The sequence below is a fragment of the Pseudomonas sp. Tav-5-1A genome, assembly GCF_055755055.1.
The window spans coordinates 4648111-4667218 of the sequence record NZ_CM146901.1 but is presented as its reverse complement, the minus strand read 5'-3'; the positions used below and the strand labels follow the sequence as shown (position 1 = coordinate 4667218).

General features: G+C 59.9%; 33 protein-coding genes and 2 tRNA genes. 17 read left to right on the top strand and 18 right to left on the bottom strand.

The genetic code is table 11. The annotated features are described in order from the left end of the window. The first annotated feature begins 238 nt into the window (after positions 1-238). Positions 239-1024 (top strand): toll/interleukin-1 receptor domain-containing protein, encoded by a 786-nt coding sequence (locus AC0J42_RS21255; protein ID WP_473003631.1) that lies wholly within the window; start codon positions 239-241, stop codon positions 1022-1024. A 42-nt stretch (positions 1025-1066) separates the two neighbouring features. Here the strand turns inward: AC0J42_RS21255 and AC0J42_RS21250 are convergent, their stop codons facing one another. The 17 genes from AC0J42_RS21250 to AC0J42_RS21170 form a co-directional block, all read right to left on the bottom strand. Next, positions 1067-1882, bottom strand: coding sequence for a DUF2303 family protein (locus tag AC0J42_RS21250; RefSeq protein WP_473003629.1), 816 nt, complete (start codon positions 1880-1882; stop codon positions 1067-1069). Positions 1883-1908: 26 nt separating this feature from the next. Continuing rightward, entirely contained in the window at positions 1909-2256 is a 348-nt protein-coding gene (locus AC0J42_RS21245) for a hypothetical protein (RefSeq protein ID WP_473003628.1), read from the bottom strand. Positions 2257-2283: 27 nt separating this feature from the next. Next, complete coding sequence (locus AC0J42_RS21240) at positions 2284-2499, bottom strand: hypothetical protein (RefSeq protein ID WP_473003627.1); 216 nt, start codon at positions 2497-2499, stop codon at positions 2284-2286. Further along, positions 2496-3011 (bottom strand): hypothetical protein, encoded by a 516-nt coding sequence (locus AC0J42_RS21235; protein WP_473003625.1) that lies wholly within the window; start codon positions 3009-3011, stop codon positions 2496-2498. Before AC0J42_RS21235 ends, AC0J42_RS21240 begins: the two co-directional genes overlap by 4 nt. Continuing rightward, positions 3008-4633, bottom strand: coding sequence for a YqaJ viral recombinase family protein (locus AC0J42_RS21230; RefSeq protein ID WP_473003623.1), 1626 nt, complete (start codon positions 4631-4633; stop codon positions 3008-3010). The genes AC0J42_RS21235 and AC0J42_RS21230 overlap by 4 nt, the downstream gene beginning before the upstream one ends. Further along, positions 4630-5439 carry a phage recombination protein Bet gene (gene bet / locus AC0J42_RS21225; protein ID WP_473006890.1) on the bottom strand — a complete coding sequence of 270 codons (810 nt, stop codon included), beginning with the start codon at positions 5437-5439 and terminating at the stop codon, positions 4630-4632. Before bet ends, AC0J42_RS21230 begins: the two co-directional genes overlap by 4 nt. A gap of 228 nt (positions 5440-5667) precedes the next feature. Continuing rightward, the gene (locus tag AC0J42_RS21220) at positions 5668-6039 is read right to left on the bottom strand and encodes a hypothetical protein (protein WP_473003621.1); all 372 of its coding nucleotides are present in this window, start codon (positions 6037-6039) and stop codon (positions 5668-5670) included. Then, the gene (locus tag AC0J42_RS21215) at positions 6036-6230 is read right to left on the bottom strand and encodes a hypothetical protein (RefSeq protein ID WP_473003620.1); all 195 of its coding nucleotides are present in this window, start codon (positions 6228-6230) and stop codon (positions 6036-6038) included. Before AC0J42_RS21215 ends, AC0J42_RS21220 begins: the two co-directional genes overlap by 4 nt. Continuing rightward, the gene (locus tag AC0J42_RS21210; protein WP_473003617.1) at positions 6227-6430 is read right to left on the bottom strand and encodes a hypothetical protein; all 204 of its coding nucleotides are present in this window, start codon (positions 6428-6430) and stop codon (positions 6227-6229) included. The genes AC0J42_RS21215 and AC0J42_RS21210 overlap by 4 nt, the downstream gene beginning before the upstream one ends. Further along, positions 6427-6705 carry a hypothetical protein gene (locus tag AC0J42_RS21205; RefSeq protein WP_473003615.1) on the bottom strand — a complete coding sequence of 93 codons (279 nt, stop codon included), beginning with the start codon at positions 6703-6705 and terminating at the stop codon, positions 6427-6429. The genes AC0J42_RS21210 and AC0J42_RS21205 overlap by 4 nt, the downstream gene beginning before the upstream one ends. 416 nt (positions 6706-7121) lie before the next feature. Beyond that, positions 7122-7295 carry a hypothetical protein gene (locus AC0J42_RS21200; protein ID WP_473003613.1) on the bottom strand — a complete coding sequence of 58 codons (174 nt, stop codon included), beginning with the start codon at positions 7293-7295 and terminating at the stop codon, positions 7122-7124. A gap of 61 nt (positions 7296-7356) precedes the next feature. Beyond that, on the bottom strand, positions 7357-7536 hold the full coding sequence (locus AC0J42_RS21195; protein WP_473003610.1) for a hypothetical protein: 180 nt from the start codon (positions 7534-7536) through the stop codon (positions 7357-7359). A 654-nt stretch (positions 7537-8190) separates the two neighbouring features. Then, positions 8191-8442: a DUF1654 domain-containing protein gene (locus AC0J42_RS21190; protein WP_473003608.1), complete on the bottom strand. Its 252-nt coding sequence runs from the start codon at positions 8440-8442 to the stop codon at positions 8191-8193. Positions 8443-8609: 167 nt separating this feature from the next. After that, positions 8610-9191 carry a hypothetical protein gene (locus tag AC0J42_RS21185; RefSeq protein WP_473003605.1) on the bottom strand — a complete coding sequence of 194 codons (582 nt, stop codon included), beginning with the start codon at positions 9189-9191 and terminating at the stop codon, positions 8610-8612. Between the two features lie 58 nt (positions 9192-9249). After that, positions 9250-9762, bottom strand: coding sequence for a BRCT domain-containing protein (locus AC0J42_RS21180; RefSeq protein WP_473003603.1), 513 nt, complete (start codon positions 9760-9762; stop codon positions 9250-9252). Positions 9763-9807: 45 nt separating this feature from the next. Beyond that, on the bottom strand, positions 9808-10017 hold the full coding sequence (locus AC0J42_RS21175) for a hypothetical protein (RefSeq protein ID WP_473003601.1): 210 nt from the start codon (positions 10015-10017) through the stop codon (positions 9808-9810). Between the two features lie 247 nt (positions 10018-10264). Beyond that, positions 10265-10960: a LexA family protein gene (locus AC0J42_RS21170; protein WP_473003599.1), complete on the bottom strand. Its 696-nt coding sequence runs from the start codon at positions 10958-10960 to the stop codon at positions 10265-10267. Between the two features lie 51 nt (positions 10961-11011). Between AC0J42_RS21170 and AC0J42_RS21165 the strand changes: the two genes are divergently transcribed. Further along, positions 11012-11224 carry a Cro/CI family transcriptional regulator gene (locus AC0J42_RS21165; protein ID WP_473003597.1) on the top strand — a complete coding sequence of 71 codons (213 nt, stop codon included), beginning with the start codon at positions 11012-11014 and terminating at the stop codon, positions 11222-11224. Here the strand turns inward: AC0J42_RS21165 and AC0J42_RS21160 are convergent. Beyond that, a complete protein-coding gene (locus AC0J42_RS21160) occupies positions 11221-11436 on the bottom strand; it encodes a hypothetical protein (protein WP_473003596.1) in 216 nt (71 codons plus the stop codon). The genes AC0J42_RS21165 and AC0J42_RS21160 overlap by 4 nt on opposite strands. 86 nt (positions 11437-11522) lie before the next feature. On the opposite strand from AC0J42_RS21160, the gene AC0J42_RS21155 reads away from it, so the two are divergent. The 15 genes from AC0J42_RS21155 to AC0J42_RS21085 all read left to right on the top strand — a co-directional run bounded on the left by AC0J42_RS21155 (position 11523) and on the right by AC0J42_RS21085 (position 19014). Further along, positions 11523-11945: a phage regulatory CII family protein gene (locus AC0J42_RS21155; RefSeq protein ID WP_473003594.1), complete on the top strand. Its 423-nt coding sequence runs from the start codon at positions 11523-11525 to the stop codon at positions 11943-11945. 62 nt (positions 11946-12007) lie between these two features. After that, entirely contained in the window at positions 12008-12826 is an 819-nt protein-coding gene (locus AC0J42_RS21150) for a phage antirepressor KilAC domain-containing protein (RefSeq protein ID WP_473003592.1), read from the top strand. Beyond that, complete coding sequence (locus AC0J42_RS21145) at positions 12823-13725, top strand: helix-turn-helix domain-containing protein (RefSeq protein WP_473003591.1); 903 nt, start codon at positions 12823-12825, stop codon at positions 13723-13725. The genes AC0J42_RS21150 and AC0J42_RS21145 overlap by 4 nt, the downstream gene beginning before the upstream one ends. Further along, entirely contained in the window at positions 13715-14503 is a 789-nt protein-coding gene (locus AC0J42_RS21140; RefSeq protein WP_473003590.1) for a hypothetical protein, read from the top strand. Before AC0J42_RS21145 ends, AC0J42_RS21140 begins: the two co-directional genes overlap by 11 nt. Then, positions 14500-15015, top strand: coding sequence for a hypothetical protein (locus tag AC0J42_RS21135; RefSeq protein ID WP_473003588.1), 516 nt, complete (start codon positions 14500-14502; stop codon positions 15013-15015). The genes AC0J42_RS21140 and AC0J42_RS21135 overlap by 4 nt, the downstream gene beginning before the upstream one ends. A gap of 2 nt (positions 15016-15017) precedes the next feature. Next, positions 15018-15437 (top strand): recombination protein NinB, encoded by a 420-nt coding sequence (locus AC0J42_RS21130; protein ID WP_455923297.1) that lies wholly within the window; start codon positions 15018-15020, stop codon positions 15435-15437. Then, positions 15437-16012: a recombination protein NinG gene (locus tag AC0J42_RS21125; protein WP_473006889.1), complete on the top strand. Its 576-nt coding sequence runs from the start codon at positions 15437-15439 to the stop codon at positions 16010-16012. The genes AC0J42_RS21130 and AC0J42_RS21125 overlap by 1 nt, the downstream gene beginning before the upstream one ends. Further along, on the top strand, positions 16009-16611 hold the full coding sequence (locus tag AC0J42_RS21120; RefSeq protein ID WP_473003587.1) for a hypothetical protein: 603 nt from the start codon (positions 16009-16011) through the stop codon (positions 16609-16611). The genes AC0J42_RS21125 and AC0J42_RS21120 overlap by 4 nt, the downstream gene beginning before the upstream one ends. A 387-nt stretch (positions 16612-16998) precedes the next feature. Continuing rightward, complete coding sequence (locus AC0J42_RS21115) at positions 16999-17199, top strand: hypothetical protein (RefSeq protein ID WP_473003586.1); 201 nt, start codon at positions 16999-17001, stop codon at positions 17197-17199. A gap of 359 nt (positions 17200-17558) precedes the next feature. Next, positions 17559-17634 (top strand) — tRNA-Thr (locus tag AC0J42_RS21110). A 55-nt stretch (positions 17635-17689) separates the two neighbouring features. Further along, positions 17690-17989: a hypothetical protein gene (locus AC0J42_RS21105; protein ID WP_473003584.1), complete on the top strand. Its 300-nt coding sequence runs from the start codon at positions 17690-17692 to the stop codon at positions 17987-17989. Between the two features lie 102 nt (positions 17990-18091). Further along, positions 18092-18167 (top strand) — tRNA-Met (locus AC0J42_RS21100). A 45-nt stretch (positions 18168-18212) separates the two neighbouring features. Continuing rightward, on the top strand, positions 18213-18527 hold the full coding sequence (locus tag AC0J42_RS21095; RefSeq protein ID WP_455923292.1) for a peptidase M48, Ste24p: 315 nt from the start codon (positions 18213-18215) through the stop codon (positions 18525-18527). Next, positions 18524-18811, top strand: coding sequence for a hypothetical protein (locus AC0J42_RS21090; RefSeq protein ID WP_455923291.1), 288 nt, complete (start codon positions 18524-18526; stop codon positions 18809-18811). Before AC0J42_RS21095 ends, AC0J42_RS21090 begins: the two co-directional genes overlap by 4 nt. Then, on the top strand, positions 18808-19014 hold the full coding sequence (locus AC0J42_RS21085; RefSeq protein WP_473003582.1) for a hypothetical protein: 207 nt from the start codon (positions 18808-18810) through the stop codon (positions 19012-19014). Before AC0J42_RS21090 ends, AC0J42_RS21085 begins: the two co-directional genes overlap by 4 nt. The last annotated feature ends 94 nt before the right edge of the window (positions 19015-19108 follow it).

Sequence of the window (19108 nt, the reverse complement as noted above, 5' to 3'; positions counted from 1 at the left end):
AGTCTGTGGAAAGGGCCCAAGCGTGGCTTTCTACTGCATCTGGTGAAGAGCGCCGGATCGCCGTTGTCGAGGGGCCCTGGAAGTTGAAAGCTGATGCAGTGACCGCCATCAAGGCCCAGGCGCGCCAGGTGATAGACCGCCCCACTTGACTGCGCCGCCCTCCGTGGCCGGATGGTGGCAATTTGATTGGTGGTGGGTTATATCAGGTGACCGGCATGGGGCCGGAACAAGGAGCGTTATGAAAATTTTTCTAAGCCACACCGGAAAAGATAAGCCCAATGTTCGGCATGTGGGAAAGTACTTAGAGTCAAAAGGATTTACCGTCTGGCTGGATGAATGGGAGATGGTTCCAGGTGACTCGTTAATTAAAAAAATCTCTGAAGGGGTGGAAAGTTCAGATAGATTAGTAATCTTTCTCTCTACTGCGTCTATAGAATCGCCCTGGGTTGAAAAGGAACTTAATGGCGGGCTTGTCATGGATATCGCGCAAGAGAAGGGGCTTGGGACAAACTTTGTGATTCCCGTGTTATTTGAACCTTGCAAGGTTCCGTTTTTCCTTCGGGAAAGACTTTACGCGGATTTCACTAACAAAAAATTCGATGAAGCGTGCGACGAGCTAATTTCAGGGATTTTGGCCAAACCCAAAACCCGCAAGCTTGAGCCGTATTCCAACGCCGTGGTTAATGCTCACGACCTCGGGCTCGGCAGTGATGGCCTATATCAGCTAGTGCTAGAGTTTACGAGCAATCTTTCGCCGATATCCGGAGCGTCTGTCCAAGTTGTTACGACTGGTTATCAAGGTGTCACAGAACGAATCGGAGCTTCCGGAGATCTTAGGGTGCCAGCGGTATATGGTTTGACGCTAAATAATACGAGTAACAGCTCTGATGGGAAAAATTTTCATAGGTCGTTTACTGGCCCGGACTTAAAAAAAGGGGTGAGTTATTACTTGACTTTTGTGTCGGAGGCTCCGATAGAAGTGATATCGACCTCATTCACCGATGGGTACGGGAACGCACCTTAATTAATAGGGGTGTCGCCCCGAAATATCGGGGCGCCTCCGTTTTTATTTTGGGTCAAAGGCACCAAGGGCTAAGGCGGCGCTACTACCGATCTGCGTCTGCAGCACCGTCTTGAACTCCTGCGCGATGTCTTCCCGCTGAACTTCCTCACCCAGCCAGCGCAGCTTCAACACCGGTTGTGAGCCGCTGGTGATCACCGACACGCGCAGCTGGATCTGCTGCTCGGTTAAGCCTTCGAACGGGATCACGTTGAAGAGCAGGGCCGCAGGCAGGGTTTCCTTGCTGCGCGCTTCGATCTGGTCCATCGCGCTACGGCTGGCGCTGGTCTCGGTGACGTTCGTTTCCGACTCGCTGGTGGCCTTGATGGTGATGGTGCGCACAGCAGCGATGGCCTTGGCCACCGCCACCGGGTTGCCGGCATCGTCGACCGGCGTCAGGTACTGGTGCCAATCCTCGATCCAGTCGCTCAGCTCTTTCTGCGACATCGCACGGCCGCCGATGGCCTGGGCCGCCTTGTAGCCAGCCGATGGCTTCAATTTCAGCACTGCGCGGTCATCCGCGTGGCCGGGGTTGGCGTCATCGCCCAAGTTGAACAGCAGGGTGCAGGTCATTTCGTCCTGGTCGATGAAGCCTTTGGCGGCGGGGATAGCCCGGGCCGCAACGTAGGCGCTGAAGTCGGCGAGCGAGTGAGTGGAGTAGATGCCACGGAAGCGGCTGCGGCCGGCCTGCCACTTCTCCAGGTTGACCACCTGGCAGCTCTCAGGCAGCACCACGGTTGGAGTCTGGGTGTTGAGCTGCTTGCCGGACGCCTCAAGTGCGGTGTCGGTGATCAGTTGGATAGCTTCTTTGGTCAGGGACATGCGTCAGATCCTTGTGCGGGGAGGGTTCAAGTGCGCGGAACGATGGGGGCTTGCTCGCGGGTGAATAACTGGTCGTGCTTCTCGGCGAACAGCGAGATCTTGCCGCCGGCGCCGACGTGCATCGGCGTATCCAGGGTAGTGTTCTCGCTACGGGTGCCACGCTTGGTGGGCACCTTGTAGTCGAGCTTGTGCTTGATCTTCACTTGGCTGGATTCACCGATTTGACTGAAGTCCAAGGTGATTACAAGTTTGCCGGCCTTGCCGTGGTCGACGACCCCGGCTGCGACTTCGGACAGGGCATGCCCGATCTGGCTGGCGAAAGCGCCGCCGTTCAGTTCTTCCAAAAATTCGGCGGTGTCGGTAGGGGTAGGCATTGTGGTTGCTCCTGAGGTTTGAGGTCGCTAGGCGGCAAGTGAATCTGCATCGTGCGCCGCCGTTGCTGCGCTCTGTTCTTGGGCTTCAAGCTGTAATTCCATGTCCATGTCGTTCCAGCCCGCAGTCCACCAGGCCCACTTGCGGGTCAGGTAGCCGAACGGGCAGGCGTATTTGCTGGTGTGGTCCTGGCGGCCCGATCGACCCTCGTAGTACACGGGGTCGATGTCCTCGCGCCTGTTCACGCCTTCACCTTCTTGTTTCGCTGGCCCAGGGGCACCTTGGGGAAGTTGATGGCGTACTCGCTGAGCAGGCGGTGGAATTTCTCGTAGCTCATGCCGATCTGGTTACGGGCCTGGGCCCTATTGAGGCCCACATCCCTCAGCGCGCAGATGCGTTCCACCAGGGCCTTGTCGCCATCCTTGTAGGAAGGGTTGGTGGTGTACCCGCGCTTGAACTTGAAGCCGCCCCGGGCCGCCATGCGCTCCAGGTCCTTCACGCTTAGGTGGAAGGCGTGCACTGCCTCGGTGATGGTCATGGATTCGGCGCTGGCCGCTACCTTGGCCTCCAGGGAGGGGCAGAGCGCAATGCTCTTCCCGGCCTGAGTGCGCCCGTTGAAGGCGGTGTCGATGTCGGTGCTGCGGCTATCCACCGGCAGCACCTGGACGACCTTGGCTTCGTTCTGCGCCATCAGTTTGGCAAGCCAGGCGCGGTCGGCGTCCTTTGCGCGGACGCTGTTGAGTTCGAGACTGATCATGCGGCCACCTGCTCCAGGGTTACCCCCGGCATGCTGAACTCGGCGCCTTTCGCCTCCACGATGGCGTCGAGAGCACCCCAGTTGACGGTCAGTACGGCGATGGGCACTTGGCCGGCCGCAACGGCCTGCACCAACGCTTCCAAGTCGGTTACCCGGGCTTCGAGCTTTGTTAGCTTCGGTGCTACCTTCGGCGACGGCGCGACCTGGCGCACTGACGAGGTCGCCGGCTTGACCGGGTCCGGTACGACTGCCGGCGTAGGCGCAGGCGTTGCAGCCACCGCTGCAGCAGCGAGCTTCGCTGCCTCTTCCTGCCGAATCGCCTCGCGTTGCTTTTCCAGCCGCGCTTCTTCAGCCTTCTGGTGCTCGCCGATGCGCACTTTGATCAGAGCGCCCAGGTCGTCATTGGCCTTCATGACCAGTTGCTGGACGTCGTTGAACAGGAACAGGTGGTCTTTCGCCAGCGTGTCCAGGCTCTGCAGATTGGCGCGGATGCTGTCGCCAATCTGGCTGGCCTCGATCTTGGCGCGGGCCAGTTCGGTGTCTGCTGCGTCGCGCAGGCCTTTGATGCCCTTCTTACCCTTGATGACGCCGGCGAAGTCAGCCGGCACTGCTGGCATGCGTACCTTGCCGGCAAACGAGCCGTTGATCTTCTCGATGTGCTCGTGCAGGGCCTTTGCCGCGGTAATCACGATCTCGTCGCGGATGGCGACCTTGCGGGCCTTGACCAGCTTTTCGAGCTCCAGGCGCTTGGCTCGGACTTGCTCGCTGATCTGGTCGATGGTGCGGAACAGCAGGTCAATCGACTCAGTTTGGCTGAGCGCATGCTGCTTCGCGGCAGCCAGCCGTGATTCTGCTTCCCCGCACCATTTGACCGTCTTGTCCGCGTCAGCGAAGTGCTGGTCGGTCTGCAGATCGGTGTTGATGGCGCCGATTACGGCCAGGGAGTGCGCCTTGAACTGCTCGAGGTTGCTGGCGGTAACCATGCCGGTTACTTCGATGCGCAGCGCTGGAAGGCTTTCCGGCGCCGTGCCGACGACCTCTGCAACTACCTCTACGACCTGGTGGTTGGCGAGATCCTGTTCGAACTGCTTCCATCCCTCAATCAATTGCTCGGCGCGGCCCGGAACAGCTCGGTATTCCATGTGAACGAAGTTTTCCGGGGTACCGTCCGAGCAGACAAAGATCACACGCTCTGCCGCACCGACCAGCAATTGCTGCTCGAGCTGCCAGTAGTAGTGGGGCTCCAGCTCGCCGGCGCGCACCTGGGTGACCAGGCCTTCATTCCACAGCTTGTGCTCGAACAGTGTTTCGCCAAGCATCGTCGCGCCGTCCATGGAGGCCAGCAGGCTGCCTTCGGTGGCCACGATAGGGAACAAGTCTTCGCCGATGAGCGCCTCGGCCAGCGGGCGGGCCAGCGCTTCGGTGGCGTGGCCACGGTCGAAGATTCGCTGCTGCTGGGCGGTGACATCCGGCACGATGCCGGTTTTCTTGGCATTCAGCAGCTCAGTGCGCGACTGGTACTTCGACGCGCCCATCATGGCCGGGGCCTCTGAGGCGGTGTTGTAGCTGGCGCGCAGGGCGTGCCATTCCGCCGAGCCCTGGGTCACGTTGTGAATTTTCATGCGGCTTCCCCTTCAATGGGCTTGAGCTGGTTGATAGCGTTGATTTGCTCAGGTGTGAGCGAATACTTGCTGCTGATGGTGGCGATGAGGTGCTCAGGCGAAGACCGTCCGGCCTCGACTGCGACCCGCCATTTCGGGATGTTTTCCTGCAGCTTTGCGTCCGGGTAGGCCTCAAGTGGGTCAGGCTCCGGCGCCGGATCTGGCTGGCGCTGCGCCTGCACCTCGCGTGGCCCCTCGTCGAAGACCTTGCCTTCCATCTCGTCGGCGGTAGGCGCCGATCCGACTTCTGGGAAAGCCTTGCGCAGCGCCTGGGCCTCGGCGCACTTCGCGAGTTGGGCGTAGGAACGTTTCTTCCACATGGCGTTGGGCGCTGCAGTGTCCTTGCTGGACGTGGCGTAGTTCTCCAGCCACCGCTCGTTGGCGGTGTACTCGGCGACCAGGCCATTGCTCATCTGGCGCTTCACGGTCACTCGGCACCACTCGGGGTAAGTGACCTCGACGCCGCCCAGGGTCGCGGTGATTGGAGGGCCGTATTCAGGCTCGCTGATCCCGGCGTACTGGCCGGTGCGTGCAGCCTGGATGCGATACAGGCCGATGCCAGGCATCACCGTGTCGATCATCCCGCGACCTTTCTGGTAGATAGGAACGATGTGCACCGGCTTCAGCATCGGGTCGAGCTGGGCGGCCTTGCAGTAGGCCAGCACCATGACGACAGAGTTGTGCGCGGCGCCAGGGTAGAGGCTGCCGCTGAGCACCTGGACCAGCGTTTCTTCGGATACGGCCGGCAGATGCTCGGCCTGCTTGATTAATGCGCTCACGGCAAATCCTCGCGCTCCATGCGGGGCGCTGCGATAGATAGGGGAAGGGGGTTACTTGACGTTGTAGGCGTAGCAGAACCAGAGGAGGGCGATCATGGTCACCTCACGAAGCAATGCGGTCTGCGTAGGCGCTGGCGATCAGCCAGAGCGTGCACAGAGTCAGGGTGATGAAGGAGCCGCGCCAGAAGGCGATGCGCTTGGCGCGCTGGCGGGCGGTCATGACCACGGCCTCAGCGATTGGCGCACCAGCTCGTGAAGCGCTTGCCCGCTACGGCTGATCTTCTGCCCGCGCAACTGCCACTTCCGGGTGCTGGGCCAGCAGTCGATCATGCGACCATCGGGAAGCCTGAGCACGACATGGAAGCCGTTGTTGTGCTTCGTGTGCTCGATGCCGGTATTGCCCAGCCATGCTTGAAATCGGGCCATGGCCTTGGCTTTCACGCGCTTTTTGTGCCCTTGAGCGTTTGCCCCTTCAGATTCACCGCCGCACTCACCACAAGCCCGTGGGTAGCCGCAGCTATCACCGATGGGCTGGCAGCAAGACATGCAGTGGCTGCCATCGTCGACGTTATCCTCGTAGAAGCTCACGGCCGAACCCTCACAGCAATCCGGCGGCCTTTCATACTGGGCGCCAGGCGGCGCTTCAGATCGCACACGCGCTTCTCCCGCGGCTGCCCGATGACCTCGTTGAAGGGCAGGCCGAAGCCCAGGATGGCGATGCGGCGCTCGATATCGTCGAGCTGTTCGTCGATCAGCGTTCTGACTGGTGCTGTACTCATGCCGCAACTCCTTTGCGGTCGGTCATCCGCCGCAGACGTTGGTTGAAGTCGTCGTAGCTTTTGTCACCGATATCGCCCAGGTGATAGGCGAGCTCGATAGCGGATTGGGCCGCGGCCTCGGTCATGGCCGGGTATATCGAATTGGGATATTCGCTGAGGATCTTGTTGATGAAGCGCTCAGCCTTGGCCGCGCGGCTCACGCCACTCTCCGGCGCCGTTCGAGGCTATCGATTTCATGCCAAAGAGCAGTCTCAATCGCGGATGCATGAAACTTGGCGACCAAGCTCACATCCGTCACCACGACGCGCTTGCCGTCGTTGTTGTAGGTAGCGGCCGAGGTAATCTTGAATTCCAGCTCACGACTGCCTTGGCAGTCCCAATCGCTGTCCCAGGTACCAGGTCGGGCTGGGAGGTTTTCAAGGTGTGTGATTTCAACCTGGAGGACATATTCCTCCACGATAATCTCGTAGCTCATGCTCGCCTCCAGGGCGTGGACCGCATTGGTCAGATACCAGGCGCGGGTGACCAAACCCACCGTGAATGGTGGCCTGGCACCTGCCAATGCGGTCTAGAAAGGGAAGGGGTGATGCAGATGACCGGAGCTGATCCCGGCATGACTATCAGGAACCTAGTTGACACCGGAGTTTCACCGGGGCGAAGGTTTCGGTCCCTGTTTCTTGGCCTTGGCGCTGGACTATTGGGCGCTTACTCAACAATGTTTCGTCCAGCCATTCCCGCCTACCATCAGGTCTTACACTTGCGCATCAGCCTGCGCATTCATATGCATCGGTAGAGCGCCTGCATGACGTTTGCCAGGCCGTTGCTCTCGCGCTGGCCGACGGTACTCAGGCGCTCTACCGATGGGCACTCTTGCGAATGCCTACGGGCTAATCAGTCGTTCACATCCTCAACCGCAAGCCACTCGCCGCTGATGTAGCGCGTGGGATTGTGCGGGTCGGTGATGTCCACCAGGTCAATGCAGCCGCTGTCAGCCGCGTTCAGATCGTCACTGCCAACTTCCTCAGCAGACTTCATCTCGCCGTCTTCAAAAATCATCAGGTACATGGTGTTTCTCCCGGTGGATTTCCAAAGCGCCCGGTCGCCCAGGCGCTTCAGTAAATCGCCGTCAGGCGGCCCGCACTTTGCTCGGGCGGGCCCGGAGCTGTTTGCCCTCTACATCAACCACCAGGTACAGGCCGCCACCTCGGCGACTGCCCAGGTCCTGCGTTCCTACGTACTTACCCGCCTTCTCGGTGCCGCGCGGGTTGGTGATGACCACTGTCTGGCCGGCGCTGAAGTTGCTCATGCTGCGTTTCCTTCTTTGGGATGATTTCCCGTCAACCCCTCGCGAGAAGGGCTGCCAGTGAAATCGGGTGCCGGTCTATTCCCGGCTGTCATCCAGTCCTCGGCACTGGCGCCGCCCCGTGCCCGCTGCTGATTGCAGGCCGTGAGTCGTCGTTGGTTTGGGCGGTGAGCTTCCTCCCTGTGGCGTCAATCAGAATCTGTTCGCCATGGATCGCAGGTCCTTACAACATGCACGCTGCAGCTCGTTTGCCCGGCTGTGTGGGGCAGGGTGCATGAGGTCCGTCGCCCCTCAATGCCGAAGCTCGGGGCGCTAATTCGAATCGGTGTCTCCCCTCATTACCGCCAGGGTGGCGGGGCGCATTGCATGCCCGGGTCGTTCTCTCGGTTTAGGCGTTTCACCTTCGTCAGCCGTACAGGGTTCTCCCTGTCGTGGGCAGCCTTTCGGGGCTGTCTGATCGCCGGTCGCCGGTAGAGGCAATGCGGTCTGTTGGATTTGTTGCGCTGGCTGTTAAAGAGCGGCAGGACTCTTGAGTCCCTGGCGCCCTTGTCGCTGGCGTTGAGGTAAATATAAGCCTGCTTATCTATGGCCGTCAATAAGCATGCTTATAAAATTTTATCGTGGTGATAAAAAAGCCCGCTCGGTGGCGGGCTTTCTTTAAGCGTCGAAGTACTCTCGCCAACCTATCCTGGCACTGCCATCCTCCCCCTGGTGTACTCGGATGCCAGCGGTTTGCGAGATCTCATCCATCAGGCGGCGCCAATCATCAGGGCTCTCCCCAGCAAGGCGCGTAACGGTCACGACTTGGACCTTCTGAACCTTAGGGTCAGAGATCACGCGCTGGACGCGACGGCCTAGGCGTTCGTAGGAATCTGGATTAGGCAGGGTAGGGGATAGGGATTGATTCATGTCAGCCTCCATGTAATGACTGTATGTGCATACAGTATTTTGACTGAAACATTTTGGCAATAGGAGAAGGGATCCATCCGCATGGATGTGTAAACCTTTCATACAGTTACATGTAAAAAAGGCAAAAAAATGCCCGCGCTAGGCGGGCATCCATTTAGTTGGTCAGCTCAAGCGTAATCGCCGCTTGTGCTGTCGCGATACATCACGGTCGTCTTCATTCCGATCTGCTCAAGGATCTGAGCAGCTTGTTGGGCGTCTGACTTCTTGGCGAACGCTCCAGCTCCAATGCCGCCGACCTTTAGCATTTCAACCACTGGAAGTCCAGCACCATTGATTTTCCGTGTCGCGCGATCCCGTGCCTCTTGGTCCGAACAAATAACCCTGGCCACCCAGCCAAACCGGAACTGGGGCTCGAGCTCGCGCTCCGCAGCCTCCACCTCGGCGCCGCAATGCTTGCAACGGATTGCGGCATGCTTGATAGGCTCTGCGCAGAGGGGGCAGGGGCGCGCGTCATCCTGGGCGACGGGTATGGCGCTGGCGGGGTTAGACTTCTTGCCGCCAAAGATTACCATCAGCAGGCCCGCGATGGCGATGATGCCCCCGATCGTGGTGTGATTCGAGCGATCCGCCATCAGGCCAAGATTGTTCACGCGCCCACCCATACCAGTTGCTACTGACACATCTGAGCTGGCGGCGACAACTACCCAAATAATGCCAACAATGAGAACTATCGTGCCGAAGCCTCGCACTGGCCTACCTCCTTATCTGTGAAGAAAAATTCTGATGCAATCGCCATTCATTGATGGGTTAGGGCAATTCGCCTGTTTGAACCAGGTGAAGAAATTGATCCGAGTCAATGATGAAAGCGCCAGCTCGTTGAGCCTTCTCAACCTTAGTTGGCCCGGCATTCTCCCCGTAGCAAAGGAAGGTCAGGGTCTTGCCGGCCGTTTTCATCACTTTAAGTCCATGGGCCGCAGCCTTTTCTTCCAGTTCGGCGCGCAGCGAGGCAGCGAAGCCAGTAAAAAGTATCTGATTCTGGGTCAGTACTGCAGGAGCGGGCACATAATCTTTTGAGGCTACTGGCGAGACTTCGATGGCGCTTGGTTTTGGGCGCATCTCCGGCGCTGGTGGTGCCGCGTCATGAAGCAAAAGGTCAGCGCCAAACAAAAATTCGATGATCCGGTCTTTACGGTAGGTTTTTGGGAAGGTATCGGATGGTGATCTTCCTTGGAGATAGATAGAATTCTCCGACCATTGCACCAGCTCACGCTCAGTGACCTCGCCTTTTGCATCTCGATAGCTGAATCGAACGACTGTCATTTTTCGCTCCTTCGCAATAGCCTTCCGGCTTTATCCTGTTACCGCTTAGCCAGCCTTTGCTTTGGTCAGGCGCATCGCCAAAGCCTTGGGGCCTCCCAACTTGTCGGCTATCTGCGCCCATTCCGCGCGGGTGGCGACCTCCAAAGCTGCTGCATATTTCTTCGTAGCGGCTCCTTCTGCAGCGCCCCGGACCAGAAGGAGAAATCGTAGAAAATCTCCGCCGCTCGCTGGAATCTGGCCGATCTCAGATGCCATCGTAGCACCATGGTCGAACAGGCCAGAAAGCCGTGTGCATGGAATCCAAATGCCTTGCCAAGCTGCAGTAACCAGGCGAGGCGGTGGCGAGGATCTATCCCAATGGGTGTCATTGTGGCGCTGCAGTATGCGTAGCGGCGTGCGCAACTGCATTGTCGCAACGAACTTGAAGTGTTGAATAAGTCCCGCCGAATCCCATGGGGGTGCAATTGCACTTTCCTCCATCCTTGGCAGCTCCCTGTGTTTTTTACAGCTTTCCCATGACTCTTACGGCCACACCAATGATTCGGCACTCTTCCCCGCACTCGATCATCTTGTAGTCCGGGTTCAGTGGGCGCAGATAGCGTACGCCACCATCCTCCACCAGCTTCTTGAACGTGGCCTCGTTGCTGGCCGGCAGCTTGGCCACTACCAGCTTGCCTGGCTGGATATCAGCCTCGGTGTCCACCAGGATCATCATCCCCTCTGGAATGCTAGTGCCGGTCGGCGCGGTCATAGAGTCGCCGCGGACTTTCAGCCAGAAAGCCTGGCCCTTTGAGTCATAGTCGGATAGCTCGTAGGCATCCCCGAAGCCCGGCGGATATGGCTCGACAGCCTCTGACCAATCGCCAGCCTCTACCCAGCTAATCACCGGGTATCGGAACATCATGTTCGGCTGGGTGGCCATGGTCACGTTGGCATCAGTCGCAGGCTCTCCGGCCACCATCGGCCCAATCTCATCCGACAGCCATATGGCGCTCACGCCGCATACGTGGGCGATCTTCGGAAGATGCGCGCTCTGCAGGTTCTTCCCGGTCTCCAACTGGGAGATCACAGGCTGCTCAACACCCACCTTCGACGCCAAAGCTTTTTGAGTCAGCTTGGCGTGCTGGCGGGCGATTTTGATGCGTTCGGCAAGTGTTTTCATGCCCGACAATTTATAAGTCACCTTATGCGCTTGCAAATAAGTGTCCTTCTACTTACGATATAAGCGTGCTTATCAGGAGGGCTCATCATGACCCCTATCGAACGGCTCGTTGACTTCTTCGGCGGGCAAACCAAAACAGCGTTGGCGCTGGGCTGCACGCAAGCAGCCGTTTCGTACTGGGTCTCCGGGATTCACTCCATGAGCGCTCAGAAAGCTTTCAAGGCGGAAGAGCTGACCGGCGGGGCCATCACCGCCAAGGAGCTTTGCGCTGCTCGGCAACCTGCGGCAAGCGCCGCTTAACCGCCACCCTGGCGCTTCGAACTGAGCGACACCGTCGCTTCCTCGAAGCCTCGCAGCACCTCAGGCCCCAATCGCTTCCGCATCGCCTCTGCGCGCTGCTCGAACGCCGGCCACAGCCTGAGCTGGCAAGACAACGGAAGGATGGACGCTACGGCGGCCATGAAGCAGCAGAGGGCGGCGATCTCGCCCTTCAGTTCGTATTGCTCGGTCATGGGACACACCCCTGATCAGTTTCAGTAGGCACATTTTCGGCGAGTAGGCCCAAGGCCACCACGGAAACAGAAGTGAGGTTTTACGAATGGAAGATTTCCTGAGGGCTTGCCAGGCCGCTGTTCTCGACAACGAAGCCAAAGCGCTGGCGGCAAAGATGGGCGTTCCCCATGTGGGCCTGCTGCAGCGTGCCAACCCCGACAACGAAGCGCACCACCTGACTATCGAGCACCTGTTCGGCGTCCTGTTGCACACCGGCGATATGCGCCCGCTGGCGGCCCTGGCGGATGCGTTCGGTTTCAGCCTGGTCGCTCGTGCCGCTCCCCAGCCGCAGGCGCTAACGGCCTCGCTGATCAATGTTGGAAAAGAAGTGGCCGACCTGACCATCGCAGTGCATAGCGCGCTGGAGGACAACCACGTCAGCTCTTTCGAGAAGGCGCAGATCAAGGTCGAGATCGACCACGTACGCCAGAGCCTGGACGTGATGGCTGCTTCGGTTAAGGCAGCCTGAATTTCGGACACAAAAAAGCCGGGATTGCGGCCCGGCTTGATGCTGTAACGAGTGAGGTAAGTATGCACACACAGAACCAAGCGATCAATACCCAGCCCGCGCCACGAAACGGCAGTTACGAAAACGTGGCGCGGGCCATTTCGATGACCAGCCTGGAGCTGGTCGATTTCATTAATCGCCACCGTGAAGACCAGGCGATGGCCTCCGGCGCTAAGTTTCCATCAAAGGAATTCGCCAAGGTCGAGCATTCGGACTTCCTCAAAAAAGTGCCGAAAGTGATCAAGGTGAAGGATTTGGTAGCAGGAAAGTTTTCCTCCTACTACATCGCCTCAAATGGCAAAGCTAATCCCTCCTACGTGTTCCCAAAGCGTGAGTCGTGCTTGATGGCCATGTCGTATAGCTATGAGCTTCAAGCAGCGGTGTACGACCATCTCACAAACCTGGAGGAGCAGCTCAGGCCTCGGGTTCTGGCCACGCTACCTGATTTCTCCAATCCTGCAGCCGCTGCTCGTGCCTGGGCCGAGCAGTTCGAACTTCAGCAGGCCGCCAACCAAGCTCTGGCCAGCGCAGCTCCGAAGGTTGAATTCGTCGACAAATACGTCGACTCCACCGGCCTGAAGGGCTTCCGCCAAACCGCCAAGCTCCTTGGGGCCAATGAGGCTCGCTTCCGTGAGTTCCTGATCGACAAAAAGATCATGTACCGCATGGGCGGCGAGTGGCAGGCCTACAGCGGCCACATCGACGCCGGCCGCTTTGACGTGAAGACCGGCACCAGCGAAAGCGGTCACGCCTTCAACCAGACCAAATTTACCCCGAAGGGCGTGACCTGGGTGGCTGGCCTGTGGGCTCAGTACAACCTGAATATTCGGAGCGCTCCATGAGTATGGGTCTTATGGTTGCCGCGATGAAGCTTCGCGTCGGCAATCCCCTCCGCAAGCTGGTCCTGATCAAGCTGGCCGACAACGCCAGCGACCTGGGCGAGTGCTGGCCGTCGTATCAGCACATCGCTGATCAGTGCGAAATCAGCAAGCGCTCGGTTATGAGCCATATCGCCGCTCTGTGCGCATCTGGCCTGCTTCGCAAAGAAATCCGGAAAGGCGGCCCGAAGGGTAATTCCTCCAACGTGTACTACCTGACCTTGGATGGTGGTGCACCTCCTGCACCAGGGGTAGTGAAAGAGATTCACCAGGGTAGTGCTACTGGTTCACCCCCTAGTGAATCTCCTGCACCAGGGGGTAGTGCAGCAGATTCACCCAGAACCAGTCACTCTTTTGAATCGGTCAATGAACCGGTCACTGAACCAACTGCGCCCCAGGCTGGCGCCTCGGTCGCGACCGGGCAGATTGTCCAATTCGTCCCGCAGCAACCTCGCTGCGAAATCCCCGCCGATATGCCTGGCCCGAAAGACCAGTCCTGCAAAACCTTCAAGGCCTGGGCCAACTACGCCATGGCGTACCGCAGCCGTCACGGGGCTTGGCCGGTTTGGAACGCCAAGGCTGGCGGCCAGATTGGCCAGCTGGTAGACCGGCTCGGCATCGACGTTGCCCACCACGTCGCCGCTTACTTCGTCAGGATCAACGACAGCAAGCTGGTCAACCGTCTGCACAGCCTGGGCGACCTGCTCCAGAACGCCGAGGCTTATCACACCCAATGGGTCACCAATCGCCAGATGACCGGGACCACTGCCCGCCAGATCGAACAGACCCAGGCCAATTTCAGCGCTGCCGAGCAGGCGCTGGAAGCGCTGCGAGCGAAGAGGGCAGCCGGCCATGCTGAATGACGATCAGCAAGACCGCCTGCTGCTCGCTCTGTTCGCGACGGCAGAGGCGATGGGGCAGCAACTCACCCAGGCGGCAGCCCTGCTCATGGTCGAAGACCTGCGCGACCACGACGAGCCCGCGCTGACTGCAGCCCTGCGCAACTGCCGCATGGAAGGCGGGCGTCTGACTGTCTCGGCCATCCTGAAGCACGCTCAGGCGGCGGATGGCCGGCCAGGCAAGGATGAGGCATGGGGGATCGCCATGGCTGCGTTCGACGAGCGCGAGACCGTGGTGCTTACCGAGGAGATCCGTGCAGCCATGAACGCTGCAGCCGCGATCTTCGAGGCCCGGGACAAGGTGGGTGCCCGGATGGCGTTCATGAGCGCCTACGAGCGTCTGGTTACCCTGGCGCGTACCGAGGCCAAAGCAGTGAACTGGTCTGTGTCGCTCGGCCAAGACCCACAAGGCCGCGCCGTGGCGATTGAAACCGCCGTGCGCCTGAATCTCATGCCGCCTGAGCGGGCGGCGCTTTACCTGGAAGACATGGCGATTGCACCGACGGCGATCACCCAGGACGGCCTGGCTATCGCTGGCCTCCTCAATGGCGATGTTCGCCCGGCCTCGCCAGGCATCAGCCAAAAGCTTGAAGCGGTTCGGGCTGAGATCAAGAAGGGCAAAGCCGCAGCCGAGAAAGCTCGGCGCAAGAAGGCCCAGGCTGACCGGGTCGATACCTACCTGCGTAAGCGCAAGCTCCGTGTCGCGCTCGCTGAATTGAAATCTGAGCGGGGTGCTGCATGACCATGTCTGAATCCCGCGTCGCGCAGCTGCTGGCCGGCCAATCGTCAATCGCCCGCAAGGTGTTCCAGCACGTCCCAATCCAGGACAGCTGGAGCACCCACGACATCCACTCTGCCGCTATGGCTGCGAACTCCACCACCGTGTCGAGCTATGCGGTGCGCCGCGCCCTGGGCGAGCTCAAGGAGGCCGGGATCATTCGTGAGCCGGTCGGCGGCAAGTTTCAGCGTGATGCGTTTTCCCCAAAATCCAAGAAGGAGCCGGCTATGCCGAAAGTAGCCAATGACACCGCCGTGTCGATCAAGAAGCCGCAGGTCGGCGCCCTGGATGCGCTGGCTTTGCTGTCGGGCGAGGTCGTCAGCTTGGCAGACGAGCTCGGCAACCGCCTGCGCAAGTTGGCCGGCCGCATCGAGGAAGTCGCGCTCTCGGTCGAAGCCGAGCGTGAAGGTAATGCCGAATCGCTGGAGAAGCTGAAGCAGCTCCAGTCGATCCTGAAAAGCATTGGGGGTGCGTAGCCATGGCCGAAATCGTGATGCACAGCCGTGACGATACAAGCCGACTGAACGGCTTCCTGGACGGCACGGACTTCTCAAAGCCGAAGCAGATCATCATCAAGGACCTGGACCGCAGCGGGGAACAGAACAAGCTGCTTCACGCCCGGCTGACCGATATCGCCAACCAGGTCGAGCACGCCGGCAAGAAGTGGGACGTGCTGATCTGGAAGCGCCTGCTGACGGCAGCCTGGCTGCGTGAGGCCGGCGAGCGCCCGCAGATGATACCGGCGCTCGACGGGCACGGCTTCGACGTCGTCTACGAGCGCACCTCGAAGCTCAGCGTGAAGCAATGCGCCGAGCTTCTGGACTGGATCGAGGCATTCGGCGGCGAGCACCAGGTGCGCTGGACAGCCAAGGATCACTGGGGAGGGCGCTATTCGTGATCGCAGCCAAACAGCCAAAGGCCAAGAAGTGCCGCAACGCTGACTGCGCGGCGAAGTTCATCCCGCAGCGCCTGGGCCAAGCCGTATGCAGCCCCGCCTGCGCGCTGGCCACCAAGGACGTGAACCAGGCGAAGGCGCGCAGGTCGCTCGCCGAGATCGGCCGCAAGGAGCTGCGCGCGGCGAAGGAGCGGGTCAAGTCACGGGCCGATCACCTGCGCGAAGCTCAGCAGGTCTTCAACGAGTGGATCCGGCTGCGTGACGCAAACCTGCCGTGCGTGAGCTGCGGCCGGCACCACGAAGGCCAGTACCACGCAGGGCACTATCGCACCGTCGGCGCCAACCCAGAGCTGCGCTTTGAGCCGCTGAACGTGCACAAGCAGTGCGCGCCCTGCAACAACCACAAATCCGGCGACATCGTGAATTACCGCATCACCCTGGTGGGCCGCATCGGCCCCGCCAAGGTTGAGTGGCTTGAAGGGCCGCATGAGCCCAAGCGTTACACCATTGAAGACTTGAAGGCGATCAAGGCCGAGTACCGGGCGAAGATTCGCGCCCTGAAGGGGGAAGCAGCATGAAGATCAATTCTGCGCGGTTGGCCTGGCACGACTGCACCTACAACGAAACCCGTGGCGGACTTTCTGGGTTAGAACAGCAGTGCCTGCTGGGCACCGCGGTGCAGACCACGGATCGCGGCGTGACCGCCAATTCTGCCGCCCACGGCGCCTTGGCCGGCTGGATTCAATCGGCGATCGCCAAGCTCTCCCCGGAGGTGCGCGTATTTGGCGACTTCATGTACGCCCCAAGGCCCGACCGCCGCCGCGCTGACGATATCCGAGAGGCAGCGGAGGAGGTCGTCTTCAACCTGGTGGTGGCCAAGTCCCCGCGCATGACCGCGGCCAAGCGCGAGAAACTGGAGTACGTGGTGAAGGGCGTGATGCGCCGATATCAGTACATGCATCAGGGCGGGCAATCGGCCAACGCTGACCCGCTGGCCAGCCCGCAGAAGTTTCGGGCCTGGCTGTACTCGGAGATGGGTTGCCGCCTGGAGTCATGCGCCTGGGCGCGCGACTGGGAGCCGTTTGTGCAGCGAGCTTTTGAGTGCTGTGAAGATATTGATAGGATGGCTTTGAGCCCTGTCGCGGCGATCATTTATCAAATGAGGGAAGCAGCGTGAAAGAGCAAGTCTTGGACGAAATTGCGAGGCTGCAAGGCGAAGGAAAGCGAGTTCTCAAACTCCAGTTATGGTCCGAACAAGCTGTAAACGCCATCCACTCCAGCCCTGAGTTCCAACGCGGAGAATTCATCGGTATCCCGGTGGAATATCTGGGGAGAGACCACCAGGTGCCATCGCAACATTTTTTCGTACTTACAGAGGGTTGACTTCCCGCACGGCTGGCGGCATCATTTAGCCATGTTTAAAGTTTTGCCTTTGGCAAACTCAATGAGCCCGATCATCGCATCGGGCTTTTTTGTGTCCGCCGTTCGTCTATCGCTGGGCACTCTGTTTTCCGCGCTGCGTCCCAAGTAGACGCGTACATCCACGCGTAAAGCGGAGGTGACCATGGAAATTAACGAGAAGGCCCCAGGCAACATATCCCAGCAGCAGGGTATTGGGGGAAGCGCGGATAACGAAACAGCTCATGGCCCGAAAGGGGATAAGCCTGAAGTCCCGCTTGCCACGGATGACGAAGCGCCTGTCGACGAGGATATGGCCGACGTGGACGCCACCAATTCTGTTTCAAGCGAACATCCTGAGCCCTAGAGGCGAAATTGATTTTAGAGCCCGGCCGCCCGCCGGGTTTTTTTATGCCGCGATTTTTGTAGCGCACCACAGCCAGGGTGGCCCGAAAGGGAGCGCCTGGACACGGATCAGCCGGTAGTGCCGTGACACGGAAAAACACCGGCAGCCCGCGAGCCCCTTCCGTTGCTACCTCGGGGACTGCGCGTGACCGAACTGGCGAGACCGATGCATTGGGGCGTCGGCGCTGGTGAGGTCTTTGGCGGACGGCGGGAGAGACCGCGCACCTATTTCAAGGCCCAGCATAGCGCTGGGCTTTTTCGTTTTCAGCCCCTCCACACCCATTGCTCCGAGCTGGGAGTGCATCGGGGGCTGACCTATTCGCCGCCATAGCTCCAGCGGTAGAGCAGTCGCCTTGTAAGCGAATGGCCCGGGGTTCGAATCCTCGTGGCGGCACCAGTTCAACCAACGCCAAATGCCCGCACATGCGGACCTTTCCCTTCTGGAGCCTCCCATGATGATGCGATACCTCAAGTACTGCGCCTTGGCGCTGTGTGCCTGCTTCGGCTCGTCCGCGTTTGCTGATGTGCTGACTGTCGACCGACCGGCTTTTGCTGTGGCCCGCGTGCTGGCCTCTGTCGGTGATCTGTATGGCGCCCAGGCGACCCGTCTGCAGCTGACCCTGGCCCAATGGCGAACGGGTGGCGAAAGCACCGGTGAAGCCCTGAAGTCGAACCTGCGCGCATCCAGCAACCACTTCGTGATGGCCTCGGCCAAACCGTTGCCCGAGAGCTACGGCCTCGCACCCTGCTGATTGCGCCTGGAAAAGAAAAGCCCGGACCAAGTGCCGGGCTTTTTGAGTGAGGCAGAGGAAATCGTCTGTTTGGGCGATTTCCCAGAGTCATTCGCAACACATTGCGTGGTAGAGCAGCGGTCAGCTCGGTGGGCTCATAGCCCGCAGGTCGGTGGTTCGAATCCATCTCTCGCAACCATATTTCAGAGCCCTGTCGAGGGCCTATCGCATTCCGGAGTTTCCAATGGAGCCAGCCACTACTGCCACAGGAGCACTGTTGGCGAAGTACGGTGTTGCGCTGGCTGGATTCGCCGGCGCCGTCCTATCTCTCACGTTTCTCCGTGGACTGACTCGTAAGCAGGCAGCCGCGGCGGTGGTGACGGGGTTCGTGTCCGCGATCTTCACCACCCAGCTCGTCGTTGCCTACTTCAAGCTGCCGACTGATGCAGACTCACAAAATGGGGTGGCCTTCCTGATCGGCCTGCTGGCGATGAACATCATCCCTGGCCTCAAGGCACTTGCTGGGCAGATCGGGCCTTTCAGAGGTGCCGGACCATGAACACCATCTTGAGCGCAGTCGACGCCGTCCTTTGCAGCCTGGTCATCCTGGCCGCCATGGATTACCTGCGTCGGGTGCATCCCTTCGAACAGCCCCTGCTGGCGGTGTCGTTCTACCTGGTGGCGGTGAGCGCCTTTGCGTTGCTGGCTGCCCAGCTGCGCGGCCACGTCTCGCACCCTGCTGAGGTGTCGCTGCATGCGGGCATCGTCATGTACGCCTGGGCGCGTCGTCATCACATCTTCGAATGGCGCGGCCAGGAGCGGCGCAAGGCGAGCACACGATGAACATTCTGAAAGCCATCCGCGCCTGGGTTGCCGGGCTCATCACCAAGAAGGAGCCAGTCATGGCTGATCCAACCCCTGAAGTTACCACCATCCCCGCAACCACCACCGACACCGAGCTGCTGAAAGCGCTGCTGGTTGCCCTGGGCCACGACGTCGAGGCCAAGTGGGACAACCTGGTCGCCCTGGCTCAGAAAGCAGCCTGATCTGCCGCGCCACGAAATGGTAGGTAGCGTTGCGTGGCGCACTGACCCGGATGCCATGATCACTCCAACCAGACGGCGGCTGATGCAAAAGCGG

Excerpts from the sequence above, each read along its gene's own strand:
- AC0J42_RS21120 (WP_473003587.1), top strand. The coding sequence starts at position 16,009 with ATGAAGATCAATTCTGCGCGGTTGGCCTGGCACGACTGCACCTACAAC.
- AC0J42_RS21155 (WP_473003594.1), top strand. The coding sequence starts at position 11,523 with ATGGAAGATTTCCTGAGGGCTTGCCAGGCCGCTGTTCTCGACAACGAA.
- AC0J42_RS21090 (WP_455923291.1), top strand. The coding sequence starts at position 18,524 with ATGAACACCATCTTGAGCGCAGTCGACGCCGTCCTTTGCAGCCTGGTC.
- AC0J42_RS21150 (WP_473003592.1), top strand. The coding sequence starts at position 12,008 with ATGCACACACAGAACCAAGCGATCAATACCCAGCCCGCGCCACGAAAC.
- AC0J42_RS21245 (WP_473003628.1), bottom strand. The coding sequence starts at position 2,256 with ATGCCTACCCCTACCGACACCGCCGAATTTTTGGAAGAACTGAACGGC.
- AC0J42_RS21235 (WP_473003625.1), bottom strand. The coding sequence starts at position 3,011 with ATGATCAGTCTCGAACTCAACAGCGTCCGCGCAAAGGACGCCGACCGC.
- AC0J42_RS21130 (WP_455923297.1), top strand. The coding sequence starts at position 15,018 with ATGGCCGAAATCGTGATGCACAGCCGTGACGATACAAGCCGACTGAAC.
- AC0J42_RS21105 (WP_473003584.1), top strand. The coding sequence starts at position 17,690 with ATGATGATGCGATACCTCAAGTACTGCGCCTTGGCGCTGTGTGCCTGC.
- AC0J42_RS21145 (WP_473003591.1), top strand. The coding sequence starts at position 12,823 with ATGAGTATGGGTCTTATGGTTGCCGCGATGAAGCTTCGCGTCGGCAAT.
- AC0J42_RS21175 (WP_473003601.1), bottom strand. The coding sequence starts at position 10,017 with ATGGCATCTGAGATCGGCCAGATTCCAGCGAGCGGCGGAGATTTTCTA.
- AC0J42_RS21135 (WP_473003588.1), top strand. The coding sequence starts at position 14,500 with ATGACCATGTCTGAATCCCGCGTCGCGCAGCTGCTGGCCGGCCAATCG.
- AC0J42_RS21140 (WP_473003590.1), top strand. The coding sequence starts at position 13,715 with ATGCTGAATGACGATCAGCAAGACCGCCTGCTGCTCGCTCTGTTCGCG.
- AC0J42_RS21230 (WP_473003623.1), bottom strand. The coding sequence starts at position 4,633 with ATGAAAATTCACAACGTGACCCAGGGCTCGGCGGAATGGCACGCCCTG.
- AC0J42_RS21190 (WP_473003608.1), bottom strand. The coding sequence starts at position 8,442 with ATGAATCAATCCCTATCCCCTACCCTGCCTAATCCAGATTCCTACGAA.
- AC0J42_RS21095 (WP_455923292.1), top strand. The coding sequence starts at position 18,213 with ATGGAGCCAGCCACTACTGCCACAGGAGCACTGTTGGCGAAGTACGGT.
- AC0J42_RS21160 (WP_473003596.1), bottom strand. The coding sequence starts at position 11,436 with ATGACCGAGCAATACGAACTGAAGGGCGAGATCGCCGCCCTCTGCTGC.
- AC0J42_RS21205 (WP_473003615.1), bottom strand. The coding sequence starts at position 6,705 with ATGAGCTACGAGATTATCGTGGAGGAATATGTCCTCCAGGTTGAAATC.
- AC0J42_RS21180 (WP_473003603.1), bottom strand. The coding sequence starts at position 9,762 with ATGACAGTCGTTCGATTCAGCTATCGAGATGCAAAAGGCGAGGTCACT.
- AC0J42_RS21115 (WP_473003586.1), top strand. The coding sequence starts at position 16,999 with ATGGAAATTAACGAGAAGGCCCCAGGCAACATATCCCAGCAGCAGGGT.
- AC0J42_RS21195 (WP_473003610.1), bottom strand. The coding sequence starts at position 7,536 with ATGAGCAACTTCAGCGCCGGCCAGACAGTGGTCATCACCAACCCGCGC.
- AC0J42_RS21085 (WP_473003582.1), top strand. The coding sequence starts at position 18,808 with ATGAACATTCTGAAAGCCATCCGCGCCTGGGTTGCCGGGCTCATCACC.
- AC0J42_RS21215 (WP_473003620.1), bottom strand. The coding sequence starts at position 6,230 with ATGAGTACAGCACCAGTCAGAACGCTGATCGACGAACAGCTCGACGAT.
- AC0J42_RS21250 (WP_473003629.1), bottom strand. The coding sequence starts at position 1,882 with ATGTCCCTGACCAAAGAAGCTATCCAACTGATCACCGACACCGCACTT.
- AC0J42_RS21200 (WP_473003613.1), bottom strand. The coding sequence starts at position 7,295 with ATGTACCTGATGATTTTTGAAGACGGCGAGATGAAGTCTGCTGAGGAA.
- AC0J42_RS21255 (WP_473003631.1), top strand. The coding sequence starts at position 239 with ATGAAAATTTTTCTAAGCCACACCGGAAAAGATAAGCCCAATGTTCGG.
- AC0J42_RS21165 (WP_473003597.1), top strand. The coding sequence starts at position 11,012 with ATGACCCCTATCGAACGGCTCGTTGACTTCTTCGGCGGGCAAACCAAA.